Source organism: Bordetella tumulicola, from assembly GCF_054779135.1.
In genome coordinates this window covers 155,397-179,255 of sequence record NZ_BAAGYU010000006.1, presented here as the reverse complement: position 1 = coordinate 179,255, position 23,859 = coordinate 155,397, and the positions used below count along the sequence as shown (strand labels likewise).

The window sequence follows — 23,859 nt, the reverse complement described above, 5'->3', positions numbered from 1 at the left end:
GTTGACCTGGCGACGTCACAGATTCCGGTGTTCAACCACGTATTTGATCAACTCGGCCTGGCCTTCGATATTGAGTTTGCGCTTGATATTCAGCCGGTGGGTTTCAATGGTGCGTACCGATAGATTCAGGTCCTGTGCAATCTGCTTGTTTGCATGGCCGCGCGCGATGTGCCGCAAAACGTCGCGTTCGCGCTGGGTCAGCAGGATGGCTGGCGCATTGGTTTCCGATAGGTGGATGGTGGCCGAGGCGCTGAAGTACATCCGGCCCGCCATGATCGCGTGGATGGCCGTGACGATTTCCTGGGCAGGTTCGTCTTTAAGCAGATAGCCGCGAGCGCCGGCCTTGACGGCCTGGACGATGTATTCGGCGCTATCGTGCATGGACAACACAAGGACGGCGATCTGTGGGTATTGCTCGTGCAATTGCGCGGTCAAGGCCAGGCCGCCCATGCCGGGCATATTGAGGTCCATCAGGATCAGGTGAGGCAGGGTGTTGCCCTGGGGATGCCCAGCCAGACATTCTTGCAGGAAGGCCAGGGCGGCCGTGGCGTTTGCGGCTTCGCCGATGACTTCCAGTCGTGGCACGGTTTCCAGACGCAGGCGTAGTCCGTCGCGCACCAGAGGATGGTCGTCGATCAGTAGTAGTCGGATGGTGTCGGAGGCTTGGGTCATATTAGGCCTGCAGGGCCGCGCTAGCGGCGGCGGAGGGTTCTCCGGCGGGGAGGGGGAGCCAGGCTTGAAGGACGGTGCCCTGGTCGCTGGCGTGGCAGGTCAACGTACCGGCCAGTAACACCATGCGTTCGCGCATGTTGCGCAGGCCGATGCCGAATTGGGGATCTGCCTGCTCGTCCGGGTAATCGAAACCGACGCCATTATCGGCGATGGTCATGCGCACGCTTCGCTTGTCGTAGTCGAGTGTGATGTCTGCGCGTGTGGCCTGTGCATGCCGGATGACGTTGGTCAGGGCTTCCTGCGTGATACGAAACAGCGCCGTGGCGTGCGATTCGGGCAATGGGCGTACTTGACCCGTCATGTGCAGTTGGACATCAAGCGGCGGCTCGCCGTTTTCATGAAGCGCCGCAAATTCACGGCCCAGGTGGTCCAGGGCGGCGGGCAGTCCGAGATCGTCCAGGAGTCTTGGGCGCAGATTATGCGAGATCCGGCGGACCTCGCCCACGGCGGTGTTCAGGCGATCCAGCGCACCGGACAGCGGTCGATCAATCAGCGTCAGGGTCTGTGGGTCCAGCGTGTGGGTTTGTAGACGTTCGCGGGCGGCCTCTAACGAGAGTTTGATAGAGACCAATATTTGGCTGATGCTGTCGTGCAGCTCGCGAGACAGCCGGGCCCGTTCGTCTTCTTGTGAGCGCACCACTTGCTGCGCCATGAGTCGTAGCTTGGCATCTGCCTGACGGTGGTCGCGGATGTTCAATGCCAGGCCGAAAGCGGTGATCCCCAATATCGACGCGGCGACAATGGCGCCTACCCAGATCAACATATTGCGGATGTTGGCTTGAGCGGCCGCGTCGATGCGTGTCAGGGCTTGTTCGACGTCGTCCAGGTATATGCCCGTGCCCAGCATCCAGCCCCAGCGGTCCATGATGCGAACGTAGCCCAGCTTTTCCATGGTCTGGTGGGTGGAAGGCTTTTCCCATTGATAACGGATGGCCTGGCCTTCGTCACCGCCTTGGCGAGCTGCGGCGAGTAAGTTCTGGATCACGGGGCGCTCGTCGGCGTCACGCAGGTTCCAGAGATCGCGCCCAACCAATTCGGGCTGGCGGGGGTGCATCAGGTTTTTACCCTGCAGGTCATAGACGAAAAAATAACCATCGTGGCCAAACTCCATTTGTGCCAGCAGGGCCAGGGCGCGCGCCCGGGTCACGTCGTCGTTGCCCGATTCCTGGAGCGGTGCAATCGCACTGTAGGCCAGGCTGACATAGTGGCGCAGTTCACTTTCTTTGCTGGAGAGCCAGGCTTGTTCTACGACCTGTTTTTCGCGTTGCGCTAGTTGTAGCCCTTGGACATAGACTGCTGCCGTGATTGCGGTGACGGCGATCAGCAGGGGTACAACGGCCAACAGCAGTATTTTCAGGCGTAATTTCATCGAGGTGCGAAGAACAAATTTGATGCGATGCACAACACTCGGAGAGCCTTGTCATCTGGGCATACTGTTTGATGGATTTTAAAGGTTTGGCCGAATGCTGCTGCGGTGCGATCCGTAATAGTACGTAGTTAATTTACGTAGTACTTCGCTTGTTCAGCATGAATCCAATTGAAATACTACCGCCTGCGCCGATAGGGCGCAGGGGCGTGCGCACATGCACGCCCAGCAACAACACAACGTCTGCCCACCCACAAAGCCTTGGTACGACTGCGCTTTGCCTTGGCGGGGGCTAGAGGAGCAATGTATGAATACCAGCAGTAAAGGGCTAGGTCATCACCTGGCCTGGCTGGCGATTGCCGTCTTGGGCGCATTTGCGCTGGGTACGGTAGCGCTGTCTCGTGGCGAAACCATCAACGCGCTGTGGATCGTGATCGCGGCCGTCTGTGTTTATCTGATCGCCTACCGCTATTACAGCCGTTTTATCGCCAACAAGGTGTTGAAGCTGGACGCTACCCGGATGACGCCGGCGTGGAAACATAACGACGGGCTCGATTATGTGCCTACCAACAAGCACGTATTGTTTGGCCACCACTTCGCCGCGATTGCCGGAGCGGGTCCGCTGGTCGGGCCGGTACTGGCTGCGCAAATGGGCTATCTGCCGGGCATCCTATGGTTGCTGGCCGGCGTGGTGTTTGCGGGCGCGGTTCAGGATTTCGTCGTGCTGTTCATCTCGATGCGGCGCGATGGCCGCTCACTGGGAGAACTGGTCAAGGCCGAACTGGGTAGCGTGGCGGGCGTCATCGCCCTGTTCGGCGCTTTCATGATCATGGTGATCATCCTGGCCGTGTTGGCATTGATCGTGGTCAAGGCGTTGGCCCACTCGCCATGGGGTACCTTCACGGTGGGCGCCACTATTCCCATCGCGCTGTTCATGGGGGTGTATTTGCGATATCTGCGGCCGGGCAAGATCGGCGAGGTGTCGATCATCGGTTTCGTGTTGTTGATGGCTGCGATTGTGTTTGGGCAAGACGTGGCACAGCACCCGGTGTTGTCCGCGTGGTTTGATTTCGATGGCAAGGCCTTGACCTGGATCCTCATCGTCTACGGGTTTATTGCCGCCGTGTTGCCTGTGTGGCTGCTGCTGGCGCCGCGTGACTATCTGTCGACGTTTCTCAAGATCGGCACGATCGTGGGGCTGGCGATTGGTATCGTGGTGGTTGCCCCTCAACTGAAAATGCCCGCGCTGACTCAGTTTGTCGACGGTAGCGGTCCGGTATGGTCGGGCAATTTGTTTCCGTTCTTGTTTATCACGATCGCGTGCGGCGCGGTATCCGGTTTTCACGCGCTGATTGCGTCGGGCACCACGCCCAAGCTCATCGAAAATGAAATGCAGGCTCGCTATATCGGTTACGGCGGCATGTTGATGGAGTCGTTTGTTGCGGTGATGGCGCTGGTGGCGGCTTGCGTGATCGAACCGGGCGTTTACTACGCAATGAATAGCCCGGCGGCATTGATCGGCACGACGCCCGAGCAGGTCGCACAGGTAGTCTCGAGTTGGGGCTTTGTGGTGACGCCGGCTGATTTGATGCAAACGGCGAAAGACGTCGGTGAAAATACCATCATTTCGCGTGCGGGCGGCGCGCCAACATTGGCCGTCGGGATGGCGCAGATTTTGCACGAGGTGGTTGGCGGCGAAGGCATGATGGCCTTCTGGTACCACTTCGCCATTCTGTTCGAAGCGCTATTCATTCTGACCGCCGTTGACGCGGGGACGCGTGCCGGCCGATTTATGCTGCAAGACTTGCTGGGTACCTTTGTGCCGTCGTTCAAGCGCACAGGATCGTTGCCCGCCAGCTTGATCGCGACGGGATTGTGTGTGGCCGCCTGGGGCTTCTTCTTGTACCAGGGTGTGGTGGATCCGCTGGGGGGGATTAATACCCTGTGGCCGTTGTTTGGTATTGCCAACCAGATGCTGGCCGCCATTGCGTTGACGCTAGGTACGGTTGTGTTGTTCAAGATGAAGCGTGACCGCTATGCATGGGTCACGGTGCTGCCGACGTTGTGGTTGCTGGTGTGCACGATGGTGGCTAGCTGGCAGAAGCTTTTCGACGCCGATCCCAAGGTTAGTTTCTTGGCGCATGCCGCAAAATACAACGCGGCGATCGACCAAGGACAAGTCCTTGCACCCGCTCACTCGCTGGATGAAATGCGTCGGGTGGTGTTTAACGATTACGTCGATGCTGCGCTGTGCGGCCTCTTCATGTTTGTCGTAGTCAGTATTGTGGTGTTCGGTATTCGCTCGGTGTTGCAGGCTCGCGCTCAGCACTCCGCGTCGTCGCACGAAACCGCGTACGAGCCGCTGCCCGCCGTGGCAGGCGGCAACTGATCCACGGAGACGCCGTATGCTGTTTACAAACCTGGGCGCGGCGGCCGGCTCTGCCGGTCGCTATCTGGGCCAGACATTGCGTTTGATGGTAGGGGTGCCCGACTATGAAAACTATGTCGAGCACATGCGGCGTACGCATCCCGACCAAGAGCCCATGACGTACGAGGCTTTTTTCCGAGAGCGTCAGGATGCCCGCTACGGCGGAAAAAAACGGATAGGCTGCTGTTAACATTGGGTGCGCTCTCAGCCCTCACTTGTTTTCATGCCCGATTTTTCTCAGGTTTCGCCTGAACCCTCCCTCACGCCGTCCGGCCAGGATCTTGCCCCGTTTAATACGCTGGGCTTGCCGGCCCGAGCCGATGCTTTTGTGACCTTGCGTTCTGTGGATCAACTGAACGCATTGTCCGATCTGGTCAGCCAGTATCCGGGCCTGCTGGTGTTGGGCGGGGGCAGCAATATGGTGCTGCCGACCCATATCGACAGTCTGGTGGCCCGGGTGGCCTTGGCCGGTGTACACCTGATTGAGGCGCGATCGGATGCCTGGATTATCGAGGCGGGGGCGGGCGAAAATTGGCACGATTTTGTCGCCAAGTGCGTGGAACACGGCTGGGATGGCCTGGAAAATCTGGCGTTGATTCCGGGTACTGTAGGCGCGGCGCCTGTCCAGAACATCGGTGCTTATGGCGTTGAGCTGGCGGATCGATTTTCGGGGCTGACCGCCTGGCACGTGCATCAGCGCCAGCTCGTGGAAATGAGCGCGGCGCAGTGTGGCTTTGCGTATCGTGATAGCGTTTTCAAGCACGATGCGCCCGGTACCTGGATCATTGTGTCGGTTCGTTTTGCGTTGCCGCGACCATGGCGAGCCGTATTGGAATACCCCGACTTGCAGCGTCATTTCGGTCTGGCGGGATCCGGGCGTGCCGGCGCGTCAACGTCCACGAAGGGTGTTACGCCGACCGCGCGTTCTGTTTTCGAGGCCGTCTGCCAGATCCGTCGCGACAAGCTTCCCGATCCAGCGGTGGTGGGTAATGCCGGCAGTTTTTTTAAGAATCCCCTGGTGGATGCGACGGCTCGCGATGCGCTGTTGGCACAGCATCCCGGGCTCGTGTCGTATCCGCAACCCGACGGCCGATACAAGCTCGCCGCAGGCTGGCTGATCGATCAGTGTGGATGGAAGGGCAAGCAACTGGGGCGTGCGGGCGTTCACGACAGGCAGGCCCTGGTGCTGGTCAATAAAGGCGGCGCGACGGCCACCGATATCATGGACCTGGCGGCTGCTATCCAACGCGATGTCGCCGCGCGCTATCAGGTCACGCTGGATCCCGAGCCCATCGTGTGGCGCGATAGTGGAAAAAAATAAGGGCTTCAGATCGAAGCCCTCGGGTGCAGCACAATGCTTTGGCTGGCGTTAGTGCGCTAGAGCCCCAGCACCGCCTGCATATCGAACACGCCTTTACTTTTGTCTTGCAGAAAGCGTGCCGCATGCAATGAGCCTTCGGCATAGGTGGCCCGGCTCCCCGAGCGATGCGTGATTTCTATGCGTTCGCCCGCGCCGCAGAAATACACCGTGTGATCGCCCACGATGTCGCCACCGCGTACGACAGAAAAGCCGATGGTGCCGGGTTGGCGTACCCCGGTGTCGCCATGGCGAGTCCAGGTCGCGACATCCGGTAACGCAACGTCCCAGGCCGAGGCAATGGTTTCGCCCATTTTCAGGGCCGTGCCGGAGGGCGCGTCGACCTTGTTGCGATGGTGAGCCTCGAAGACCTCGACGTCGTAGCCGGACTTCAGAATGCGCGCGGCCACGTCGAGCAGCTTGAGCGTTGCATTGACGCCGACGCTCATGTTGGGAGCAAACACGATACCGATTTTTTGTGCCGCCACATCAATGGCGGCACGGCCGTTGTCATCGAATCCCGTTGTGCCGATGACGATACGGGTGCCGTGTCGCAGGCAGGCTTCCAGATGGGCCAATGTCGCTTCGGGACGGGTGAAGTCGATCAGGCAGTCGGCATTGGCCAGGGCATCGAGTTGATCCGTAATGACGACGCCCGTGTCGCGTCCCAGAAAGGCGCCCGCATCCTGACCGATGGTGGGCGAACCGTCGCGGCCAAGTGCAACAGTGAGTTCCATGTCCGGCGCGTTCAGGACGGCTTCGACCAGCATGCGGCCCATACGGCCGCCAGCGCCTGCAATAGCAATACGCATGTTCTTTCCTTGTGCGGCAGGGATCAACGTAGCGGCTCGGCGCCGCCGGTGGGTTGATTGCTTGAGTTCACGGAATCAGACGGCTGATTGATTCGTAACTCTCGTCGCTGAGGTGCGGCGGGCTCCGGCTGCGACGCTGCACCCGGAGCCGACATTTCGGAGCCCGACATGCCGGGCGCGGTGATACCGCTGCCGGCATCCGGCGCAGACTGGGGCGCGGCGGTATCGGGAGCGGGCTGAGGCGCGGTGGCACCGGCATCGGGCATGGGCTGGGAGACGGTGGTGTCGGCGTTTTCGGCCGGCAGAGCGCCCCCCGGGGGCGTCCCCAATGCCGGCAATTGCGCGGCATCGGCGGGCTGGGACGATTGGGGGATTTCGGCGTTTTGACGCGCGGTTTCCGCGTCGATCTGCTCGTCAGTTTTTTCCTGGGGCTTGCCCTCGGCATCCAGCTGGAACGGTTGCAGCTCAGGTTGCTTGTCGCCTTCCCAGCGCGCCAGCAGGTCGTTCTCGAACCAGACCGTGAACTTGCGCTCGCTGGGTTCGCCGTAGCCAGGCTTGAAGTAATACGGGTAGTCCCAGCGATCCGCGTGCAAGACGCTGGTCAACGTGGGGCTGCCCAGGGCAAAGCGCACCTGTTCACGCGTCATGCCAGGCTGCAGCAGGGCGACTTGTTCTTGAGTGATCCAGTTGCCCTGCTGAACGGGCGCCCTGTACGGAAAGCCCCATTTGTCGGACGAGCAGCCCGCCACTGCGGCGGCAACGGCGGCGGCGGCCAGCGCGGTTTTCAGGAAACGGGTCGGAATACGTGCAATGTTGGACACCAAGCGCCCCTATCTGTGATTTAAAGCGGGTAAAACCGTTATCATAAAGGTTTCACAATGCGGTAGCTCCGTGGGCAGCGGAAAAGGGCGGTGCGCTGCTTACAGTTTCGCGCCGCAATCCCCAGCCCCAGCCACCGCGGAAAGAGAGCGATTACACCATGACAGACCAAAGTGAACTGAAAAACATGGGTTTGAAGGCGACTTTCCCTCGCCTGAAGATCCTGGACATTTTTCGCAAGGCAGACCAGCGGCACTTGAGTGCCGAAGACGTCTACCGTGCGCTGATCGGCGAAAACGTCGAAATCGGCCTGGCGACCGTATACCGTGTGCTGACGCAATTCGAGCAGGCCGGCATCCTGAGCCGCAGCCAATTTGACAGCGGCAAGGCCGTCTTCGAGTTGAACGACGGCGATCACCACGATCACCTGATCTGCACGAATTGCGGCAAGGTGCTCGAGTTTTCCGATGCCGACATCGAAAAGCGTCAACACAAAGTTGCCAAAGACAACAATTTTGTCCTGGAAAGCCACGCCATGGTGCTCTACGGGATCTGCAGCGACTGCCACAAGACGCGTTAAAGCCTTGGCGATGGGGGCGTTCCTGCCTGTGGGCTTTTCAAGCCTGTCAGGCACGGCCAGCGGTTGTTATCTAGCATGACGGCTGGCTGGCCAGTCCCCCTAGCATTTCACGCGCATGGTCGCGTGTGGTGGCGGTGATTTTTATCCCGCCCAGCATGCGGGCAATTTCCTCGACCCGCTGATCGGGGGCCAGCTCTGCAATCTGCGAGCGCGTAGTGCCCCTCGTTTCCTTTTTACTGACGCGATACTGCGCGTTGCCGCAGGCCGCGACTTGAGGCAGGTGGGTGACGCACAAGACCTGATGCCGCTCACCCAATTCCTTGAGTAGTTGACCGACGACTTCGGCGACAGCGCCGCCCACGCCACTGTCGACCTCGTCGAAAATCAGGGTGGGAACACGTGCGGCGCGGCTGGCAATCACAGACAGCGCCAGGGAAATCCGGGAGAGCTCGCCGCCCGAGGCGACCTTGCCCAGCGGACGCGCCGACGTCCCGGCATGGCCCGCTACCAGAAACTCGACGTGGTCACTGCCCTGTGCGGAAGGGGTGCCTGGTGAAACGACGGGTTCAAAGCGTCCGCCTTGCATGGCAAGCGTTTGCATGGCCTGGGTGACTTGCTTGCCCAGGTTTTTTGCGACTTTGGCGCGCGCGCCAGATAATTGACGGGCTGCTGTGTCGTATTGCGCCGCTGCCGCTTCGGCGCGCGTACGCAGGGTGTCGATGTCGGCCGCCGCTTGCAGATCGGTTAATTGCGTGTGCACTGTTTCGCGCAGCGCGGGCAAAGCTTCGGGATCGGTCTTGTACTTGCGCGCTGTATCAAATATGGCGCTCATGCGGGTATCGACCTCGGCCAGGCGTTGGGGATCGAGCTCGACGCGGCTGACGTAGTTGTTCAGATCGGAGATGGCTTCGGCCATCGCAATGCGCGCGGATTCGATCTCGTCGGCAATGCCATGCAGCCCGGCATCGTGTCGCAGCATGTGCTGCAAGCGATGCTGCGCGCTATTCAAGCGTTGCAGCGCCGAGTCATTTTCGCCATCGAGGGCTTCCAGGATTTGTCCCGCATCATCCAGCAGCGATTGGGCGTGTGCCAGGCGCGATTGCTCGGTCTGCAAGGCGTCCCATTCGTCGGGTTGCAGCGCCAGTCGATCGAGATCTTCGGCCTGCCACTGCAAGCGCTCGCGTTCGGCGGCGAGTCCGGCGGCGTCTTTTTCCGCCAGGTCGAGTTGGCGCGCGAGCGCTCGCCAGTCTTTCCAGGCCTGGGCGACGGCCTGACGCAGCGGGGCATGACCGCCGTGGGCGTCGAGCAGTTCGCGTTGCGCGTCTGGCCGCATCAGGCTTTGGTGGGCGTGCTGCCCGTGAATATCCACGAGGTTGTCACCCAGTTCGCGCAATTGCGTCAGGGTGGCCGGCATGCCATTGATGTACCCACGACTGCGACCCTGGGCGTCAATGACACGGCGCAGGGCTAGTTCGTCGCCTGTGTCCAGGTCGCGTTCGGCCAGCCAGCCGCGCAGCCCGTCGGGGATTTCGAACAGGGCCGTGATATCGGCGTGCGTCGCGCCCTCGCGCAATACCCCCGCGTCGGCGCGGCCGCCCAGCGCCAAGGCCAGGGCATCGATCAGAATGGATTTGCCGGCGCCAGTCTCGCCTGAAAAAACGGTAAAACCTGAGCCGAAGTGAATCTCGGCCTGTTCGACGATGACGAAATCGCGAATATGCAGGATGCGCAACATAGCTGGTACGGTTATTCCACGCTGTCGGATGCCTGTGGCATTAAATTCCAATGCAACTTGCGACGCAGGGTTGAAAAGAAGCTATAGCCCTCTGGGTGCACAAACCGGATCGTGTACGGCGCGCGCTGTACAGAAATACGGTCCCCGGGCTGCAAGTCAGACCAGGTCTGCATGTCGAAATGCACACTGGCACCGACCTCGACCCGACCGATGGCGGTCAGGGTCATGCTGAGCACGCCGTCGCCAGGAATCACAATCGGCCGATTGGACAGGGTCTGCGGCGCCACCGGCACCAGCACCATGGCATCCAGCCCCGGATGCAGAATCGGACCATTGGCCGATAGCGCATAGGCCGTTGACCCCGTCGGGGTCGCGATGATCAGGCCGTCGGCGCGCTGGCCATACATAAAGCCGCCGTCGACTTCGACGCGGACTTCGATCATGCCGCCGCGTCCCGCGCGGTTAAGCACCACGTCGTTCAGCGCGGTCGCGGAGAACATCAATTGATCGCCGCGCCAGACACTGCCCTCTAGGAGCATGCGGTCTTCGGCCTGGTAGTTGCCCTCGATGACACGGGACAGCGCGTTTTGCGCTTCTTGCAGGGGGATGTCGGTAATAAAGCCCAGGCGGCCGTGGTTAATGCCGACCAAGGGCACGCCATAGGGCGCCAATGTGCGGGCGGCGCCGAGCACTGTGCCATCACCGCCCATGACGACGGCCAGCGAGGCGGTCTCGCCAATTTCCTTCAAGCTGGCGTTGGGGTAGTCGTGCATGCCCGTGTTGTTGGCGGTGTCGGCCTCGATCAGCACCCGACGACCGGCTTGCACCAGCGTCTCGGCCAGGATGCGCAGCGGCGCGTCCAGCCCGGTATCCTGATATCTGCCAATCAGAGCGACGATGGGAAAATGCATGGTGGAAAGGAACGATTATCGATAGGGACGGCACGATGGCCGAGTAGATTTGCCGATTATATGGGGCGGCCTACCCAACTGTTGGACAAAAATCACCCATTTCTGAAAGTTTCCATACAATAGCCCACATGGATGACCGTGCCCGCGCATTACTTAAAGCCCTGATAGAACGCCACATTGCCGATGGGCAACCGGTAGGGTCGCGTACGCTATCCAAAATCTTTGATCTTTCTCCCGCCACGATACGCAATGTCATGGCCGATCTCGAGGACCTGGGCCTGATTCATAGCCCGCATACCTCGGCTGGGCGTGTGCCGACGCCGCGCGGCTATCGCATGTTTGTCGACTCGCTGCTGGCCGTACAGCCCTATGAGCTTCAGTCACCGCATTTTGGTGAAACGCCGTTGACGGCGACCGAGCCCTCTCGGGCCGTCAGCGCGGCGGCGGCGCTCTTGTCCAACCTGACGCAATTTGCTGGCGTGGTCTTGACGCCTAAGCGCGCCCAGGTGTTTCGCCAGATTGAGTTCATCCGTCTGTCGGATCGGCGCGTGTTGCTCATCATTGTGACGCCGGACGGCGACGTCCAGAACCGCATCCTGACCGTTCAGCGCGACTACGCCGAAGCCGAGTTGATTGAGGCTGGCAATTTCTTCAACGTGCATTTCGCGGGCAAGTCGTTCAATGAAGTGCGCCGCACTCTTGCGACCGAGTTGGCACAGTTGCGCGACGATATCTCACGCCTGATGCAGGCGGCGGTGGACGCCGGGACCGAGGCCGCCGAAGACGGCGATGACATGATTATTTCGGGTGAACGCAAGCTGCTCGACGTGACCGACATCGCCTCGGACATGGATCGCTTGCGCAAGATGTTCTCCCTGTTCGAGCAGAAAACCGACCTGTTGCAACTGCTGGATACTTCCAGTCGTGCGCAAGGGGTGCAAATCTATATCGGCGGCGATTCGCAGTTGCTGCCGATGGAAGAAGTGTCGGTTATTACTGCTCCCTATGGCGTAGACGGCAGGGTGATTGGCACGTTGGGAGTCATCGGTCCCACGCGCATGGCCTACGAGCGCGTCATCCCGATTGTTGATATCACCGCGCGTTTGCTATCGAACGCGTTCAGCCACAACCACTAGATTTGTAGCCGGGCCATCCTCTTCGCAGGAAGGCGCCTAGAGAGGTCTTGACGTGTTTTTGCGCTTGTTTAAGTATTTATGGCCCGAGCGCTATCTGCCTGAACCCACTCAGGCAGACCCCCTGGACGAAAATCCGCCGCCCCGGGAGGTAGGCCCTGTCGGGGTCATACTCGTCAATCTGGGAACGCCAGCGAGCCCTGCGCCACGCGATATTCGTCGTTACTTGGCCGAGTTTTTGTCTGATCCGCGCGTCATCGAGATCCCCCGCTATTTGTGGATGCCGATCCTGCACGGCTTGGTGCTCGCGCGGCGGCCGCAGCGTTTGCAGCCCCGCTACGCCGAAATCTGGATGGACGAAGGCTCACCCTTGATGGTGTATAGCCGTCGTCAGGCCGAGGGAGTGCAACGTGCGCTGCAGGCGCGTGGCATGGCCGTCCAGGTTGAACTGGCGATGCGCTACGGCGAGCCATCGATCAAGCAGGCCATGACGCGCTTGCGGCAGCAAGGGTGTCAGCGTATGTTGACGGTGCCGCTGTATCCGCAATATGCGGCCAGTACCACCGCGACGGTCGTCGACGCCGTGGCCGCGCATGCCGCCAGACTCCGCGATCAGCCCGAGCTACGCTTTGTCAAACGTTTTTATGACGAGCCGGGCTATCTGGATGCCCTGGCCGGTCAGGTTGCCGATTATTGGCAGACAAATGGCCGCCCGCAAAAGCTGGTGATGAGTTTTCATGGGTTGCCTCGCTACTCGATCGAACTGGGCGACCCCTACTACCGCGAGTGCCTGGAGACCGCGCGCCTGCTGCGCGAACGTCTGGGTTTGGGGCCGGAGCAGGTCGAGGTCACGTTCCAGAGCCGTTTTGGCACGGCCCGTTGGTTGGAGCCCTATACCGAGCCGACACTGAAAACCTTGGCGGCTCAAGGGGTGACCGAGGTGGACGTCGTGTGTCCCGGGTTTGTCGCAGATTGCCTGGAGACCCTGGAAGAGATCAGCAAGGAATGCCGCGATGCTTTCCTGTCGGCAGGCGGACGCCAATTCCGGTATATCCCGGCGCTCAATGATGATCCGGCCTGGATCGACGCGTTAACGGATCTGGTCGGCACTCACCTGCAAGGCTGGATCTCGAATACGGAGAATGGTCGTACACTGGGCATGAAGGTGAGTGCCTAGGCGTGATTTGGCGTCAGGCTCGTGACTGAATGAAAATTTTCAGGAGATTGAGCATGAACACATCCGTGAAGCCAGGAACCGGCGCGTCGTCTGAGTCGCAGGTGAACCGTCCCGCGGAGAATGCGGCCGATGGCGAGCTCGACAAAGCCCTCGAAGACACCTTTCCGGCGAGTGATCCCCCCGCCGTGACACCGGGTTCCATCTCGTCGGATGAGTGTGAAGACGCTCTCGACGAGGCGCTGGAAGAAAGCTTTCCTGCCAGCGACCCGCCCGCACCGGTCCAGCCCGGAAAAAAGTAGCCCTATTTGTCGCATGGCCTCTTGAAAACGTCGGGTTGACCCCCATTCTTGGGGTCAACGCTATTGTTTTTTTGGAGGAACCCTCATGACGGCATCTCAAGAGCCTGTCGACCAAGCCCCCGAGTCCGAAGATCAAGGCGCCTACGCGCCCGTCACTATCGAAGCGCTGCAGGCAGAAATCGCTGCGTTGCGCGCCGAGCTCGAGGCCGCCCAGGCCACCGTCACCGGACAGCAAGACCAGTTGTTGCGTACCCACGCCGAGGCGGAAAACGTCCGCCGCCGTGCTCAGGATGATGTGACCAAAGCGCGCAAATTCGGCATTGAGTCGTTTGCCGAAAGCCTGGTCCCTGTCAAAGACAGTCTCGAAGCGGCATTGGCTCAGCCCGATCAAACCCTCGACGCGTTGCGCGAGGGCGTCGACGTGACGCTGAAGCAACTGACCAGCGCCTTTGAGCGCAACGCGCTCAAAGAGGTCGCACCGGTCCAGGGTGACAAGTTTGACCCGCACCTGCATCAGGCAATTTCCTCCGTGCCGTCCGAGCAGCCGGCCAACACCATTGTGCAGTCCCTGCAAAAGGGCTATGTGATCGCCGACCGCACCCTGCGGCCCGCGCTGGTCATTGTGTCGGCAGGCTGAGCATCATCCTGATGACCGACCCCACCACCTTCGATCCGGCCCAGGTATTTCGGGTATTCGCCATGCGGCCGGTCGCGACCACCGATTTTGATCAGGTAGTGGTCAACGCGCCGGGTGATGACCTGCGCTGCGTATTTCTGTGGGGTCAGGATTGTTACAATTGCAATTTATTCAAGCAAGCTGCTTTGCTGCATCAGCAGGCGTTGCGGGATCTGGGATTGACCTGGTTTCAGGCTGACGTTTATGCGGACGAGCCCCTGGGACGGCGCTTTGGCCTGCACGGTGTGCCGACCTTTGTGTTGTACCGGGGCGGCAAGCGCCTTGGGCGCATCACGGGGTGGCCCGGGCTGCCCCAGTTTGTCGCCGCGATCCGTCGTCAGCAGGGGCCGTAATCGCGGGATGAGCAATCCATACACGGGTCTTGAAAAACCCCATTGGCGACCCCAGTTAGGTTGAGACGAGATCTTTTTCTCTAATTTCTATATCTGCAAATCAATATCAAGGCATTCCAACCATGAGCAAAATCATCGGCATCGACTTGGGCACGACCAACAGCTGTGTGGCTGTCATGGACGGTAACCAGGTCAAAATCATCGAAAACGCCGAGGGCGCCCGCACGACGCCCTCCATCATTGCCTATATGGATGATGGCGAAACGCTGGTCGGCGCACCCGCCAAGCGTCAAGCGGTGACCAATCCTACCAACACCCTGTATGCGGTCAAGCGTCTGATCGGTCGCAAGTTCGACGAAAAGGCCGTTCAAAAAGACATCGACCTGATGCCGTACAAGATCGTCAAGGCTGACAACGGCGACGCCTGGGTCGAGGCACGCGGCAAGAAAATCGCGCCTCCTCAAGTGTCGGCCGATGTGCTGCGCAAGATGAAGAAAACCGCCGAGGACTATCTGGGCGAAGAAGTCACCGAAGCCGTCATCACGGTGCCGGCCTACTTCAACGATAGCCAGCGCCAGGCCACCAAAGACGCCGGCCGCATCGCTGGCCTGGAAGTCAAGCGCATCATCAACGAGCCCACCGCGGCCGCGTTGGCGTTTGGCCTGGACAAGTCCGAAAAGGGCGATCGCAAGATTGTGGTGTATGACCTGGGTGGCGGTACGTTTGACGTTTCCATCATCGAAATCGCCGACGTCGATGGCGAAAAGCAGTTCGAAGTATTGTCGACCAACGGCGATACCTTCCTGGGCGGCGAAGACTTCGACCAACGCATCATCGACTACATCATCGCCGAGTTCAAGAAAGAACAAGGCGTTGATCTGTCCAAAGACGTCCTGGCCCTGCAGCGCCTGAAAGAAGCCGCCGAAAAGGCCAAGATCGAGCTGTCGTCCACTCAGCAGACCGAAATCAACCTGCCGTACATCACGGCCGATGCGTCGGGTCCCAAGCACTTGAACCTGAAGGTCACTCGCGCCAAGCTCGAAGCCCTGGTCGAAGAGTTGATCGATCGGACTATCGAACCCTGCCGTGTGGCCATCAAGGACGCCGGTATCAAGGTATCCGAGATCGACGACGTGATCCTGGTCGGCGGCATGACTCGTATGCCAAAGGTCCAGGAAAAGGTCAAAGAGTTCTTTGGTAAAGATCCGCGCAAGGACGTCAACCCGGACGAAGCCGTGGCCGCAGGTGCCGCGATTCAGGGTTCCGTGTTGTCGGGCGACCGCAAAGACGTGCTGTTGCTGGACGTGACGCCTCTGTCGCTGGGTATCGAAACCCTGGGCGGCGTGATGACCAAGATGATCCAGAAGAACACCACGATTCCGACGCGTTTCTCGCAGACGTTCTCGACTGCCGACGACAACCAGCCGGCCGTGACGATCAAGGTATTCCAGGGCGAGCGTGAAATCGCCGCGGGCAACAAGAGCCTGGGCGAATTCAACCTCGAGGGTATTCCGCCCTCGCCACGTGGTTTGCCGCAAATCGAGGTCACGTTCGACATCGACGCTAACGGCATTCTGCATGTGTCTGCCAAGGACAAAGGTACCGGCAAGGAAAACAAGATCACCATCAAGGCCAACTCGGGCTTGTCCGAAGACGAGATCCAGCGCATGGTCCAGGATGCCGAGGCAAATGCCGAGGAAGATCACCGTGTTGCCGAGCTGGCGCAGGCGCGTAACCAGGCCGATGCACTGGTGCACGCCACCCGCAAGTCGTTGACCGAGTATGGTGACAAGCTCGAGGCTTCCGAAAAAGAAGCCATCGAAACTGCCATCAAGGAACTCGAAGACGTGCTGAAGGACGGCGACAAGGCGGCGATCGACGCCAAGGTCGAAGTCCTGTCGACGGCTTCGCAAAAGCTCGGCGAAAAAATGTATGCCGATATGCAAGCAGCCCAGGCTGCCCAGCAACAAGAGGGCGGTGATGCCGGCAAGCCTGCCGATGACAATGTGGTCGATGCTGACTTCAAAGAAGTCAAGCGCGATCAATAAGTCGGGCAATAGCGGCCGTCTATGACGCCTGAGTGCGCCCGGTACCCGGAAATCCCGGTTACCGGGCGAATTCGTTCTGTATCACCAAGGTTATAGCTCGTTCTCGAGCCCATTCAATATGGCAAAACGCGATTACTACGAAGCCCTCGGCGTGGCAAAAAACGCCACGGACGATGAGCTGAAAAAGGCCTACCGCAAGCTGGCCATGAAATACCATCCGGATCGCAATCCGGACAGCAAAGACGCCGAAGAGAAATTCAAAGAGATCAAGGAAGCCTACGAAATCCTGGGCGACGAGCAAAAGCGAGCCGCTTATGATCGCTATGGCCACGCGGGGGTTGATCCCAACGCGGCGGGCATGGGCGGCGCTGGGATGGGCGGGGGTTTCGCTGACGCTTTTGGCGATATCTTCGGCGAGATTTTCGGCGGCGCGGCCGGTGGCCGTCGCGGCGGAGGTGGTGGTCCACAGGTGTACCGTGGCGCTGATCTCAAATACGCCCTCGAGATCACGCTCGAGCAGGCGGCCCAGGGTTTTGATACCGAAATCCGCGTACCCAGTTGGGAGCACTGTGACACCTGCCACGGCAGCGGCGCCAAGCCCGGCACCTCGCCCAAGACCTGCCACACATGTGGCGGGGCGGGGGCCGTGCGTATGCAACAGGGCTTCTTCAGCGTGCAGCAGACCTGCCCGACTTGTCACGGTAGTGGCAAAGAGGTCACGGATCCATGCGCGGCTTGCGATGGCGTGGGACGTATTCGTCGCAACAAAACCCTGCAGGTCAAGATTCCCGCCGGCATTGATGACGGCATGCGTATTCGCTCCAGCGGCAATGGCGAGCCCGGCTTGAATGGCGGACCGTCTGGCGACCTGTATGTCGAAATTCACATCAAGCAGCACAAGATCTTCCAGCGTGACGACGACGACCTGCACTGCGAGCTGACGATTCCGTTTACGACGGCCGCCTTGGGGGGCGACTTGCAAGTGCCCACACTAGGCGGCAAGGCCGAAATCTCGATCCCGGAAGGCACGCAGTCGGGCAAGACGTTCCGTCTGCGTGGCAAGGGGATACGCGGTGTGCGTGCCAGCTATCCGGGCGATTTGTACTGCCATGTGGTCGTCGAGACGCCGGTGCGACTGAGCGACGAACAAAAAGACATTCTGCGACAGTTCGAGGCGTCGCTCAGTGATGGCGGAGAACGCCATTCGCCGCAAAGCAAGTCCTGGACTGATCGGGTCAAAGAGTTCTTTAGCTGATCCTGACTGCCTTGTCCGCCCCTTGGGGCGGCCTCGCCGCAAAAAAAGGAAAGGCCCCTTGTCACAATCACATGACAAGGGGCCTTTGCTCGTGAGGGTCAGGGCGTCTTTTTGTGCTTGGCAAAGTCTCCGGCGACCGCGGTGCTGAAGGCCGACGGCTGCAAGTACTTGCGCAGCGCGGCATTGACAGCGTCCGGCGTCAGGGCGGCGATCTTCTCGTCGATCTGTGCCGACCATTCAAACGTGCGGCCCCGGTCCAGGTAGCTGATCCAGGCCGACGCCAATACGCTGTCCTGCGCCCGGGAAAGCTTGCGGTAGTTCAGCAGTGCGGCAATGCCATCCTTGATTTCCTCGGACGTAAAGCCGTCTTTGACAGCTCGGGCGAGCTCCTCTGTGATGGCGGTCTCCAGCCGATCCCGGTTTTCGGGGGCATAGATGGCATAGACCGTCCAGCTGGCCGTGGGCTCGTACGACGATACCGACAAGTTGCTGCGCACGTTATACGACAGGCCCTCGGTTTCGCGGACCCGGTTCCACAGGCGTGAGGTTTCCGAGGTGCCCAGCAGGAAATTCGCTAGATAAAGCGCCGGATAATCCGGGTTCGTATCCTGGATCTTGAGCGGCATGCGCGAAATATAGAACGCATTCGCCTTGTCGGGCGTTTCTATATCGAAGTTTTCCGCCTTGATATCCCGATAGGGCTTGCTGAGCCGGGTATAGGCGGGTGCTTTTTGCCATCCGTTCAGCCCGGTGGTCAGTGCCTGCTTGACGGCATCCGCCTGAAAGTCACCCACCGCCGAGAACTTGATCGCGCCTGCGCCGTAAAAGCGCTTGTGGAACGCTACCAACGCGTCGCGTTGGATTTGCTCAGTTTGAGCCAGCGACTCGTCAAACGTCGGTACGTAGCGTACGTCGTCAGCGGGCCATGGATTGTTCTGCCGCGCCAGGGCGCGAGAGGCCAGGCTGGTCGGCTCGGTCATGGCACTACGAATCGACGTCAGAGTTTGACGCTGATATTCCTCGACTTCAGCCTGCGGGAAGCTGGCATTGCGTACGACGTCCAGCACCAGGCCGATCAGGGCGGGTAATTGATCGCCTGCCGCGGACATGGCCACGGTCAGATCAGTGTCGGCGCCACTGAAGGACACCTCGGCCTGCATCGCATCGAAGCGATCTTGAATTTCCTGGCGCGATAGCGTGGACGTGCCGCGCTCGAGCAGGTCGGCAACGGCGGCCGCGTTGATACGCTGGCCTCGCAGGCTCTCGGCATCGCCAAAGTGAATCAGCAACTCCGCCTGTACGCGACCGCCCCGGGTATCTTTGGGCAACAGTGCGAGCTGTACCGCCCCATTGGGCAGGTCCAGGCTGCTGCGCTGGGTCAGCGCATCGATATTGGCGGGCGAGGGGTCAAACGCATCGGTCTGCTTAAAGTTGGGATCTCCCTTGTAGTCCTTTAGCGTTTCGGTCAGGTCCGGGCGTTGCAACAGGGGCGCTCGTTGCGGTTTTTCCGTGGGGATATAGCGGCCTTCGGTGCGGTTGCTGGGGATCAAATACTGGGTGGCGATACGTTGTACATCTTCGAGCTTGGCCTGTCGTACCTGGTCACGCATCAAAAAGAGCAAGCGCCAATCTCCCCCCGCAATGGCCTCGGAGAGCGCGACGCCGATTTGTTCCGGGTCGGCATAGAGTTGCTGCCATGACGTCAGCCACTTGCTGCGGGCGCGGTCCAGTTCTGCCTGGGTAAATGGTTTTTCACGCAGCGACTCCAATGTCGTCGTGAGGGTTTTCAAGGCCTTGTCTTGATCCATGCCCGGTTGCAACTGCGCCCCAAACATTCCGACACCGGGATCATGTTGATCCATGGTGAAACCAAATACGCCCGCCGCCAGCTTGGTCGGGACTAGCGCGTGGTACAGGCGGCCGGAGGGCGTGTCGGACAGAATGGTGGCGGCCAGATCGAACGGAATGTAGTCTGGACTGCCCGCAGCCGGGATGTGGTACATGGCCGCGACCAGGGGGGTACCGCCTGCGCGTCGCAGGGTCACGGCACGCTCACCGTCTTGAACGGGCTCGACGGTGTATTCGGGGGGCAGCGTACGTTGCGGTTTGGGGAGCTTGCCCAGCGTGTCGCTGATCGCATTGAGCGTGGCCTGGGGGTCGAACTTGCCGGACACAATCAAAACGGCGTTGTCCGGTTGGTAGTATTGATGATAGAACGCGCGCAATTGCCCGACGTCGACGTTTTCCACATCGGTGCGCGCGCCGATCGTGCTTTTGCCGTAGCTATGCCACTGGTAAGCGGCCGCCTGCATTTTCTGCATTAACACACGAAATGGATTGTTTTCGCCGCTCTCCATTTCGTTTCGCACGACCGTCATCTCAGAGTCGAGATCCTCTTTGGCGATCAAGGAATTGATCATCGCATCCGCTTGCCAGCCCAGATACCATTTCAGGGTATCGGGGTCAGAGGCAAAGCTGGCGAAGTAATTGGTGCGATCGGTGGAGGTCGAGCCGTTGGCTTGCAGTCCGCGCCGGGAAAACTCGCCCAATGCATTTCGGATGGTGGGCGTGCCTTTGAACAACATGTGCTCAAGCAAATGCGCCATCCCCGTCTGACCGTAATTTTCCTGACGCGAGCCGACCAGATACGTCATATTGACGGTCGTCGTGGGTTTAGAGGCATCCGGGGCCAGCAGGACACGAAGCCCATTAGACAGGCGGTATTCGGTGATGCCCTCGACCGAGGCGACTTCTGAGGCCCCTGACGGCAGGGTCGTTGCCCCGGCCTGAAAGGCCAGAAACGACGTGATCAGCAGGGCGTTCAGGCGGCCGGGCAACTTCGGAAACGAAAAACGCATAGCAAGTATCCATATAGCGGGCGAAAGTCGTTGGAGTGTATACGCAATGGATGGTTCCTATGGCCGGCGGCAGAGTCGGTGTGGGCTCGATGTTTCTTCGCCTTGCGGCCAGCGCTGGCTCCCGCGGCACAAGAGGTATCGGGCTGTTTGGCTACAATTTGTACATGGAAAATCATCGATCCCAAGTTTTGCCCCGCGGCGCCGTGGCGGTGGACTGCTCACACGCGCGTCATGCCCCGGCCATCCTGACGATTTTCAACGACGCCATCCTTCATTCCACGGCCTTGTATGACTACGAGCCGCGTACCCTGGAGACGATGCAGGCCTGGTTCCAGGCGAAAACGGCGGGTGGCTTTCCCGTCCTGGGACTCGAGAATGCGGCAGGCGAACTCATGGGGTTTGCCAGTTATGGCGCATTCCGGGCCTATCCGGCCAACAAATACACGGTGGAGCATTCGGTGTACGTCGATGGCCGGTTTCGCGGACTCGGGCTTGGCGAGGCGCTGATGCGTCTCTTGATCGATCGCGCACATCAGGCTCAACTGCATGTGCTGGTGGGCGGCATTGATGCGACGAACGCGGGCAGCATCCGTTTACATGAAAAATTGGGCTTTGTGCACGCCGGCACCATCCGTCATGCGGGATTCAAGTTTGGCCGTTGGCTGGATCTGGCGTTTTATCAGTTGTTGCTGGATACGCCCGTCGCGCCCATCGACGGTTGAAGTGACAGGCGGCGTGCCCCGAGCATCCGGCAGGCACGCCGACGCATTACTTCGATAATTGGCGCATGGCCTGTTCCAGGCCCGACACGGTCACTGGATACATGCGCTTTTGCATGATGTCGTTCAGCAAGGCGATGGATTGACGGTATTGCCATGATGCGGTGGGCTCGGGATTTAACCACGCGGCCTTGGGCCAGGCATCCAGCAGCCGGCGCAGCCAGACGGCACCGGCTTCTTTGTTGTAATGCTCGACAGAGCCTCCGGGCTGCAGGATCTCGTAGGGGCTCATGGTTGCGTCGCCCACGATGATCAGACGCCAGTCGGGGTTGTACTTGCGCAGCACGTCCCAGGTATCAAAGCGCTCGCTGTTTCGGCGGCTATTGCTCTGCCACAAGCTTTCGTAGGGGCAGTTATGAAAATAATAGACCTCGAGGTTGCGGAATTCGGTGCGTGCCGCCGAAAAGAGTTCTTCGACACGGGCAATGTGATCGTCCATGCTGCCGCCGACATCCAGCAGCATCAATACTTTGACCGTGTTGTGGCGCTCGGGCACCAGTCGCAAATCGAGATGGCCGGCATTGCGCGCGGTGCTGGCGATCGTGTCATCCAAGTCCAGTTCGAGCTCAGCGCCTTCGCGCGCAAAGCGTCGCAGTCGTCTTAGCGCCACTTTGAAGTTGCGCGTGCCCAGCTCAATCTGATTGTCGTAGTCGCGAAACTGACGCATGTCCCAGACCTTGACTGCCGTGCGATTGCCGGCCGAATCGCCACCCACGCGAATGCCTTCGGGATGATAGCCACCATTGCCGAAGGGGGATGTGCCACCCGTGCCGATCCATTTGCTGCCACCCGCGTGGCGCTCTTTTTGTTCTTCGAGACGCTCTTTAAAGAGCTCCATCAGCTTGTCCAAACCGTGCTTCTCGATAGCGGCTTTTTGTTCGGGCGTCAGGCTTTTTTCGAACTGCTTGATCAGCCAGTCGATGGGGATCTCTTTGCCGGCGGGCAAGGCGGCCTCGATACCGCGATAGTACGCGCCAAAGGCGGCATCGTAGCGGTCGTACAACGACTCGTCTTTCACAAGCGCGGTGCGCGCCAGGAAATAGAAGTCATCGAGGGTGGGCGACATGATCTGTTGCTGCAGCGCCTCCAGCAAGGTCAGGTATTCCTTGACCGACACGGGCAGCTTATGGGCGCGCAGATGGTAGAAGAAATCGATCAGCATATCAGCGCCTGACGTTGCCGCGGGTCATGGCCGCGAGTCGCTCCAGCAACTGGACGTCTTGTTCGTTCTTGAGCAACGCGCCCGCCATCATCGGGACCGACGCTGCCGCATGGGCGTCGATTTGTTCCGCGGTGGCGCCCTCGGCCAGCAGCAGTCGCAGCCAGTCAAGGAGTTCGGAGGTCGAGGGTTTTTTCTTCAGCCCGGGCGCTTCGCGCAACATAAAGAACGTATCCAGCGCGGCACGCAGGACGTCCTGTTTGAGATCGGGAAAATGCACGTCCACGATGTCGCGCATCGTCTCGCGGTCGGGGAAGCGAATGTAGTGGAAAAAGCAGCGGCGCAGGAAGGCGTCAGGCAGGTCTTTTTCGTTGTTGGAGGTGATGATGACCAGCGGCCGGTGACGCGCGGAAACCGTTTCGCGCGTTTCGTAGACATGGAACTCCATGCGATCGAGTTCGCGCAACAGGTCATTGGGAAACTCGATGTCGGCTTTATCGATTTCATCAATCAGCAACACGACGGGTTCGTGGGCGTCGAAGGCCTGCCAGAGCGTGCCTTGCATGATGTAGTTACGAATGTCGCGGACTTTTTCGTCACCCAGTTGCGAGTCGCGCAAGCGCGAGACGGCATCGTATTCGTAGAGGCCTTGGTGCGCCTTGGTCGTGGATTTGATATGCCATTGCAGCAACGGCCGCCCTAACGCCTGTGCGACTTCTTCGGCCAGCATGGTCTTGCCCGTGCCCGGTTCGCCCTTGATCAACAAGGGGCGTTGCAACGTGAGTGCGGCATTGACGGCCAGCTTGAGATCATCGGTCGCGACATAGCTGTCGGTTCCTTCGAAGCGGGGAGAGGCAGAGTTCTGGATAGCAGTCATGGGCAATGGTGACGAAAGTGGGGCGAGGGGGATCCACGCTCGGGGTTGGTATGGCTTGGCAACAATTATCGTACAATCGACCGGGTTTGTAGCTGGGCTGCGGCCCAGTCGCTCATCCCGAGCACAGTTTTCAGCCTGACAAAGAGCCATTCCAATGAAGTTGAAAACCTATCTGTCCTCGCTGGTTGTAGTGATGTCCTGTGTGAGCGCGGGTCAGGCAACTGCTGCTGACGCAGCACCGACCGGCAATGTCGAGGATGCCAAAGATAAAATCTCCATGTGCATTGGGTGCCATGGTATTCCTGGCTACAAAGCCAGTTTTCCCGAGCTTTATCATGTGCCGATGATCGCAGGCCAAAACGCCGAGTACATCGTAGCCGCCCTCAATGAGTACAAAAAAGGCGCGCGGAGCCATCCCACGATGGACGCTATCGCCGGCAGCCTCAGCGATCAGGATATCGCTGATCTGGCTGCTTACTACGCCAATCTGAAATGACGCGGGGGC

The 23,859-nt window shown here is 59.8% G+C and carries 21 protein-coding genes and 1 pseudogene; 13 read left to right on the top strand and 9 right to left on the bottom strand.

The annotated features are described in order from the left end of the window. Positions 1–15: 15 nt before the first annotated feature. Both ACYVDM_RS04765 and ACYVDM_RS04760 read right to left on the bottom strand, forming a co-directional pair. Entirely contained in the window at positions 16–672 is a 657-nt protein-coding gene (locus ACYVDM_RS04765; RefSeq protein ID WP_415789210.1) for a response regulator, read from the bottom strand. Between the two features lies 1 nt (position 673). Continuing rightward, positions 674–2,101, bottom strand: a complete 1,428-nt coding sequence (locus ACYVDM_RS04760; RefSeq protein ID WP_415789208.1) for a cache domain-containing protein — start codon at positions 2,099–2,101, stop codon at positions 674–676. A 304-nt stretch (positions 2,102–2,405) separates the two neighbouring features. On the opposite strand from ACYVDM_RS04760, the gene ACYVDM_RS04755 reads away from it, so the two are divergent. From ACYVDM_RS04755 to murB, 3 genes are read left to right on the top strand one after another with little or no spacing between them, the layout of a single operon-like run. Further along, entirely contained in the window at positions 2,406–4,487 is a 2,082-nt protein-coding gene (locus ACYVDM_RS04755; protein WP_415789206.1) for a carbon starvation CstA family protein, read from the top strand. Between the two features lie 16 nt (positions 4,488–4,503). Then, entirely contained in the window at positions 4,504–4,716 is a 213-nt protein-coding gene (locus ACYVDM_RS04750; protein ID WP_415789204.1) for a YbdD/YjiX family protein, read from the top strand. A 33-nt stretch (positions 4,717–4,749) separates the two neighbouring features. Continuing rightward, the gene (gene murB, locus ACYVDM_RS04745) at positions 4,750–5,847 is read left to right on the top strand and encodes a UDP-N-acetylmuramate dehydrogenase (protein WP_415789202.1); all 1,098 of its coding nucleotides are present in this window, start codon (positions 4,750–4,752) and stop codon (positions 5,845–5,847) included. A gap of 56 nt (positions 5,848–5,903) precedes the next feature. On the opposite strand, the gene dapB is transcribed toward murB, so the two are convergent. Both dapB and ACYVDM_RS04735 read right to left on the bottom strand, forming a co-directional pair. Then, positions 5,904–6,695, bottom strand: coding sequence for a 4-hydroxy-tetrahydrodipicolinate reductase (gene dapB, locus ACYVDM_RS04740; protein WP_415789200.1), 792 nt, complete (start codon positions 6,693–6,695; stop codon positions 5,904–5,906). 383 nt (positions 6,696–7,078) lie between these two features. Further along, positions 7,079–7,471 (bottom strand): annotated as a pseudogene (locus ACYVDM_RS04735) (outer membrane protein assembly factor BamE); the annotation flags it as partial. Between the two features lie 203 nt (positions 7,472–7,674). Here ACYVDM_RS04735 and fur point away from each other — a divergent pair. Next, positions 7,675–8,094, top strand: coding sequence for a ferric iron uptake transcriptional regulator (gene fur / locus ACYVDM_RS04730; RefSeq protein WP_415789198.1), 420 nt, complete (start codon positions 7,675–7,677; stop codon positions 8,092–8,094). A gap of 70 nt (positions 8,095–8,164) precedes the next feature. Here the strand turns inward: fur and recN are convergent, their stop codons facing one another. Together recN and ACYVDM_RS04720 are read right to left on the bottom strand one after the other, a co-directional pair. Further along, complete coding sequence (recN, locus tag ACYVDM_RS04725) at positions 8,165–9,829, bottom strand: DNA repair protein RecN (RefSeq protein ID WP_460475321.1); 1,665 nt, start codon at positions 9,827–9,829, stop codon at positions 8,165–8,167. Between the two features lie 11 nt (positions 9,830–9,840). Continuing rightward, complete coding sequence (locus ACYVDM_RS04720) at positions 9,841–10,740, bottom strand: NAD kinase (protein ID WP_415789194.1); 900 nt, start codon at positions 10,738–10,740, stop codon at positions 9,841–9,843. A 128-nt stretch (positions 10,741–10,868) separates the two neighbouring features. On the opposite strand from ACYVDM_RS04720, the gene hrcA reads away from it, so the two are divergent. The 7 genes from hrcA (at position 10,869) to dnaJ (ending at position 17,681) form a co-directional block, all read left to right on the top strand. Beyond that, positions 10,869–11,876 (top strand): heat-inducible transcriptional repressor HrcA, encoded by a 1,008-nt coding sequence (gene hrcA, locus ACYVDM_RS04715; RefSeq protein WP_415789192.1) that lies wholly within the window; start codon positions 10,869–10,871, stop codon positions 11,874–11,876. A 52-nt stretch (positions 11,877–11,928) separates the two neighbouring features. Further along, the gene (gene hemH / locus ACYVDM_RS04710; protein ID WP_415789190.1) at positions 11,929–13,050 is read left to right on the top strand and encodes a ferrochelatase; all 1,122 of its coding nucleotides are present in this window, start codon (positions 11,929–11,931) and stop codon (positions 13,048–13,050) included. A gap of 53 nt (positions 13,051–13,103) precedes the next feature. After that, a complete protein-coding gene (locus tag ACYVDM_RS04705; RefSeq protein ID WP_415789188.1) occupies positions 13,104–13,349 on the top strand; it encodes a hypothetical protein in 246 nt (81 codons plus the stop codon). Positions 13,350–13,434: 85 nt separating this feature from the next. Further along, a complete protein-coding gene (gene grpE, locus ACYVDM_RS04700; RefSeq protein ID WP_415789186.1) occupies positions 13,435–13,986 on the top strand; it encodes a nucleotide exchange factor GrpE in 552 nt (183 codons plus the stop codon). An 11-nt stretch (positions 13,987–13,997) separates the two neighbouring features. Then, positions 13,998–14,378, top strand: a complete 381-nt coding sequence (locus tag ACYVDM_RS04695) for a thioredoxin family protein (RefSeq protein ID WP_415789184.1) — start codon at positions 13,998–14,000, stop codon at positions 14,376–14,378. An 89-nt stretch (positions 14,379–14,467) separates the two neighbouring features. Further along, the gene (dnaK, locus tag ACYVDM_RS04690) at positions 14,468–16,426 is read left to right on the top strand and encodes a molecular chaperone DnaK (protein WP_415789642.1); all 1,959 of its coding nucleotides are present in this window, start codon (positions 14,468–14,470) and stop codon (positions 16,424–16,426) included. Between the two features lie 118 nt (positions 16,427–16,544). Beyond that, positions 16,545–17,681, top strand: coding sequence for a molecular chaperone DnaJ (dnaJ, locus tag ACYVDM_RS04685; protein WP_415789182.1), 1,137 nt, complete (start codon positions 16,545–16,547; stop codon positions 17,679–17,681). Between the two features lie 98 nt (positions 17,682–17,779). Here the strand turns inward: dnaJ and ACYVDM_RS04680 are convergent, their stop codons facing one another. Beyond that, positions 17,780–20,539 carry a M16 family metallopeptidase gene (locus tag ACYVDM_RS04680; protein WP_415789180.1) on the bottom strand — a complete coding sequence of 920 codons (2,760 nt, stop codon included), beginning with the start codon at positions 20,537–20,539 and terminating at the stop codon, positions 17,780–17,782. A 164-nt stretch (positions 20,540–20,703) separates the two neighbouring features. Between ACYVDM_RS04680 and ACYVDM_RS04675 the strand changes: the two genes are divergently transcribed. Beyond that, a complete protein-coding gene (locus ACYVDM_RS04675) occupies positions 20,704–21,261 on the top strand; it encodes a GNAT family N-acetyltransferase (RefSeq protein ID WP_415789640.1) in 558 nt (185 codons plus the stop codon). 46 nt (positions 21,262–21,307) lie between these two features. Here ACYVDM_RS04675 and ACYVDM_RS04670 read toward each other — a convergent pair whose 3' ends face one another. Next, positions 21,308–22,480 carry a vWA domain-containing protein gene (locus ACYVDM_RS04670; protein WP_415789178.1) on the bottom strand — a complete coding sequence of 391 codons (1,173 nt, stop codon included), beginning with the start codon at positions 22,478–22,480 and terminating at the stop codon, positions 21,308–21,310. A 1-nt stretch (position 22,481) separates the two neighbouring features. After that, positions 22,482–23,354, bottom strand: a complete 873-nt coding sequence (locus ACYVDM_RS04665) for an AAA family ATPase (protein WP_415789176.1) — start codon at positions 23,352–23,354, stop codon at positions 22,482–22,484. A gap of 154 nt (positions 23,355–23,508) precedes the next feature. Here ACYVDM_RS04665 and ACYVDM_RS04660 point away from each other — a divergent pair, with 154 nt between their 5' ends. Continuing rightward, positions 23,509–23,850: a c-type cytochrome gene (locus ACYVDM_RS04660; RefSeq protein ID WP_415789174.1), complete on the top strand. Its 342-nt coding sequence runs from the start codon at positions 23,509–23,511 to the stop codon at positions 23,848–23,850. Positions 23,851–23,859 lie beyond the last annotated feature (9 nt).

What these genes read in the sequence shown, in the direction of transcription:
- ACYVDM_RS04765 (WP_415789210.1), bottom strand. Translation starts at nt 672, where the DNA reads ATGACCCAAGCCTCCGACACCATCCGACTACTACTGATCGACGACCAT.
- ACYVDM_RS04760 (WP_415789208.1), bottom strand. Translation starts at nt 2,101, where the DNA reads ATGAAATTACGCCTGAAAATACTGCTGTTGGCCGTTGTACCCCTGCTG.
- ACYVDM_RS04755 (WP_415789206.1), top strand. Translation starts at nt 2,406, where the DNA reads ATGAATACCAGCAGTAAAGGGCTAGGTCATCACCTGGCCTGGCTGGCG.
- ACYVDM_RS04750 (WP_415789204.1), top strand. Translation starts at nt 4,504, where the DNA reads ATGCTGTTTACAAACCTGGGCGCGGCGGCCGGCTCTGCCGGTCGCTAT.
- murB (WP_415789202.1), top strand. Translation starts at nt 4,750, where the DNA reads ATGCCCGATTTTTCTCAGGTTTCGCCTGAACCCTCCCTCACGCCGTCC.
- dapB (WP_415789200.1), bottom strand. Translation starts at nt 6,695, where the DNA reads ATGCGTATTGCTATTGCAGGCGCTGGCGGCCGTATGGGCCGCATGCTG.
- fur (WP_415789198.1), top strand. Translation starts at nt 7,675, where the DNA reads ATGACAGACCAAAGTGAACTGAAAAACATGGGTTTGAAGGCGACTTTC.
- recN (WP_460475321.1), bottom strand. Translation starts at nt 9,829, where the DNA reads ATGTTGCGCATCCTGCATATTCGCGATTTCGTCATCGTCGAACAGGCC.
- ACYVDM_RS04720 (WP_415789194.1), bottom strand. Translation starts at nt 10,740, where the DNA reads ATGCATTTTCCCATCGTCGCTCTGATTGGCAGATATCAGGATACCGGG.
- hrcA (WP_415789192.1), top strand. Translation starts at nt 10,869, where the DNA reads ATGGATGACCGTGCCCGCGCATTACTTAAAGCCCTGATAGAACGCCAC.
- ACYVDM_RS04705 (WP_415789188.1), top strand. Translation starts at nt 13,104, where the DNA reads ATGAACACATCCGTGAAGCCAGGAACCGGCGCGTCGTCTGAGTCGCAG.
- grpE (WP_415789186.1), top strand. Translation starts at nt 13,435, where the DNA reads ATGACGGCATCTCAAGAGCCTGTCGACCAAGCCCCCGAGTCCGAAGAT.
- ACYVDM_RS04695 (WP_415789184.1), top strand. Translation starts at nt 13,998, where the DNA reads ATGACCGACCCCACCACCTTCGATCCGGCCCAGGTATTTCGGGTATTC.
- dnaJ (WP_415789182.1), top strand. Translation starts at nt 16,545, where the DNA reads ATGGCAAAACGCGATTACTACGAAGCCCTCGGCGTGGCAAAAAACGCC.
- ACYVDM_RS04680 (WP_415789180.1), bottom strand. Translation starts at nt 20,539, where the DNA reads ATGCGTTTTTCGTTTCCGAAGTTGCCCGGCCGCCTGAACGCCCTGCTG.
- ACYVDM_RS04675 (WP_415789640.1), top strand. Translation starts at nt 20,704, where the DNA reads ATGGAAAATCATCGATCCCAAGTTTTGCCCCGCGGCGCCGTGGCGGTG.
- ACYVDM_RS04670 (WP_415789178.1), bottom strand. Translation starts at nt 22,480, where the DNA reads ATGCTGATCGATTTCTTCTACCATCTGCGCGCCCATAAGCTGCCCGTG.
- ACYVDM_RS04665 (WP_415789176.1), bottom strand. Translation starts at nt 23,354, where the DNA reads ATGACTGCTATCCAGAACTCTGCCTCTCCCCGCTTCGAAGGAACCGAC.
- ACYVDM_RS04660 (WP_415789174.1), top strand. Translation starts at nt 23,509, where the DNA reads ATGAAGTTGAAAACCTATCTGTCCTCGCTGGTTGTAGTGATGTCCTGT.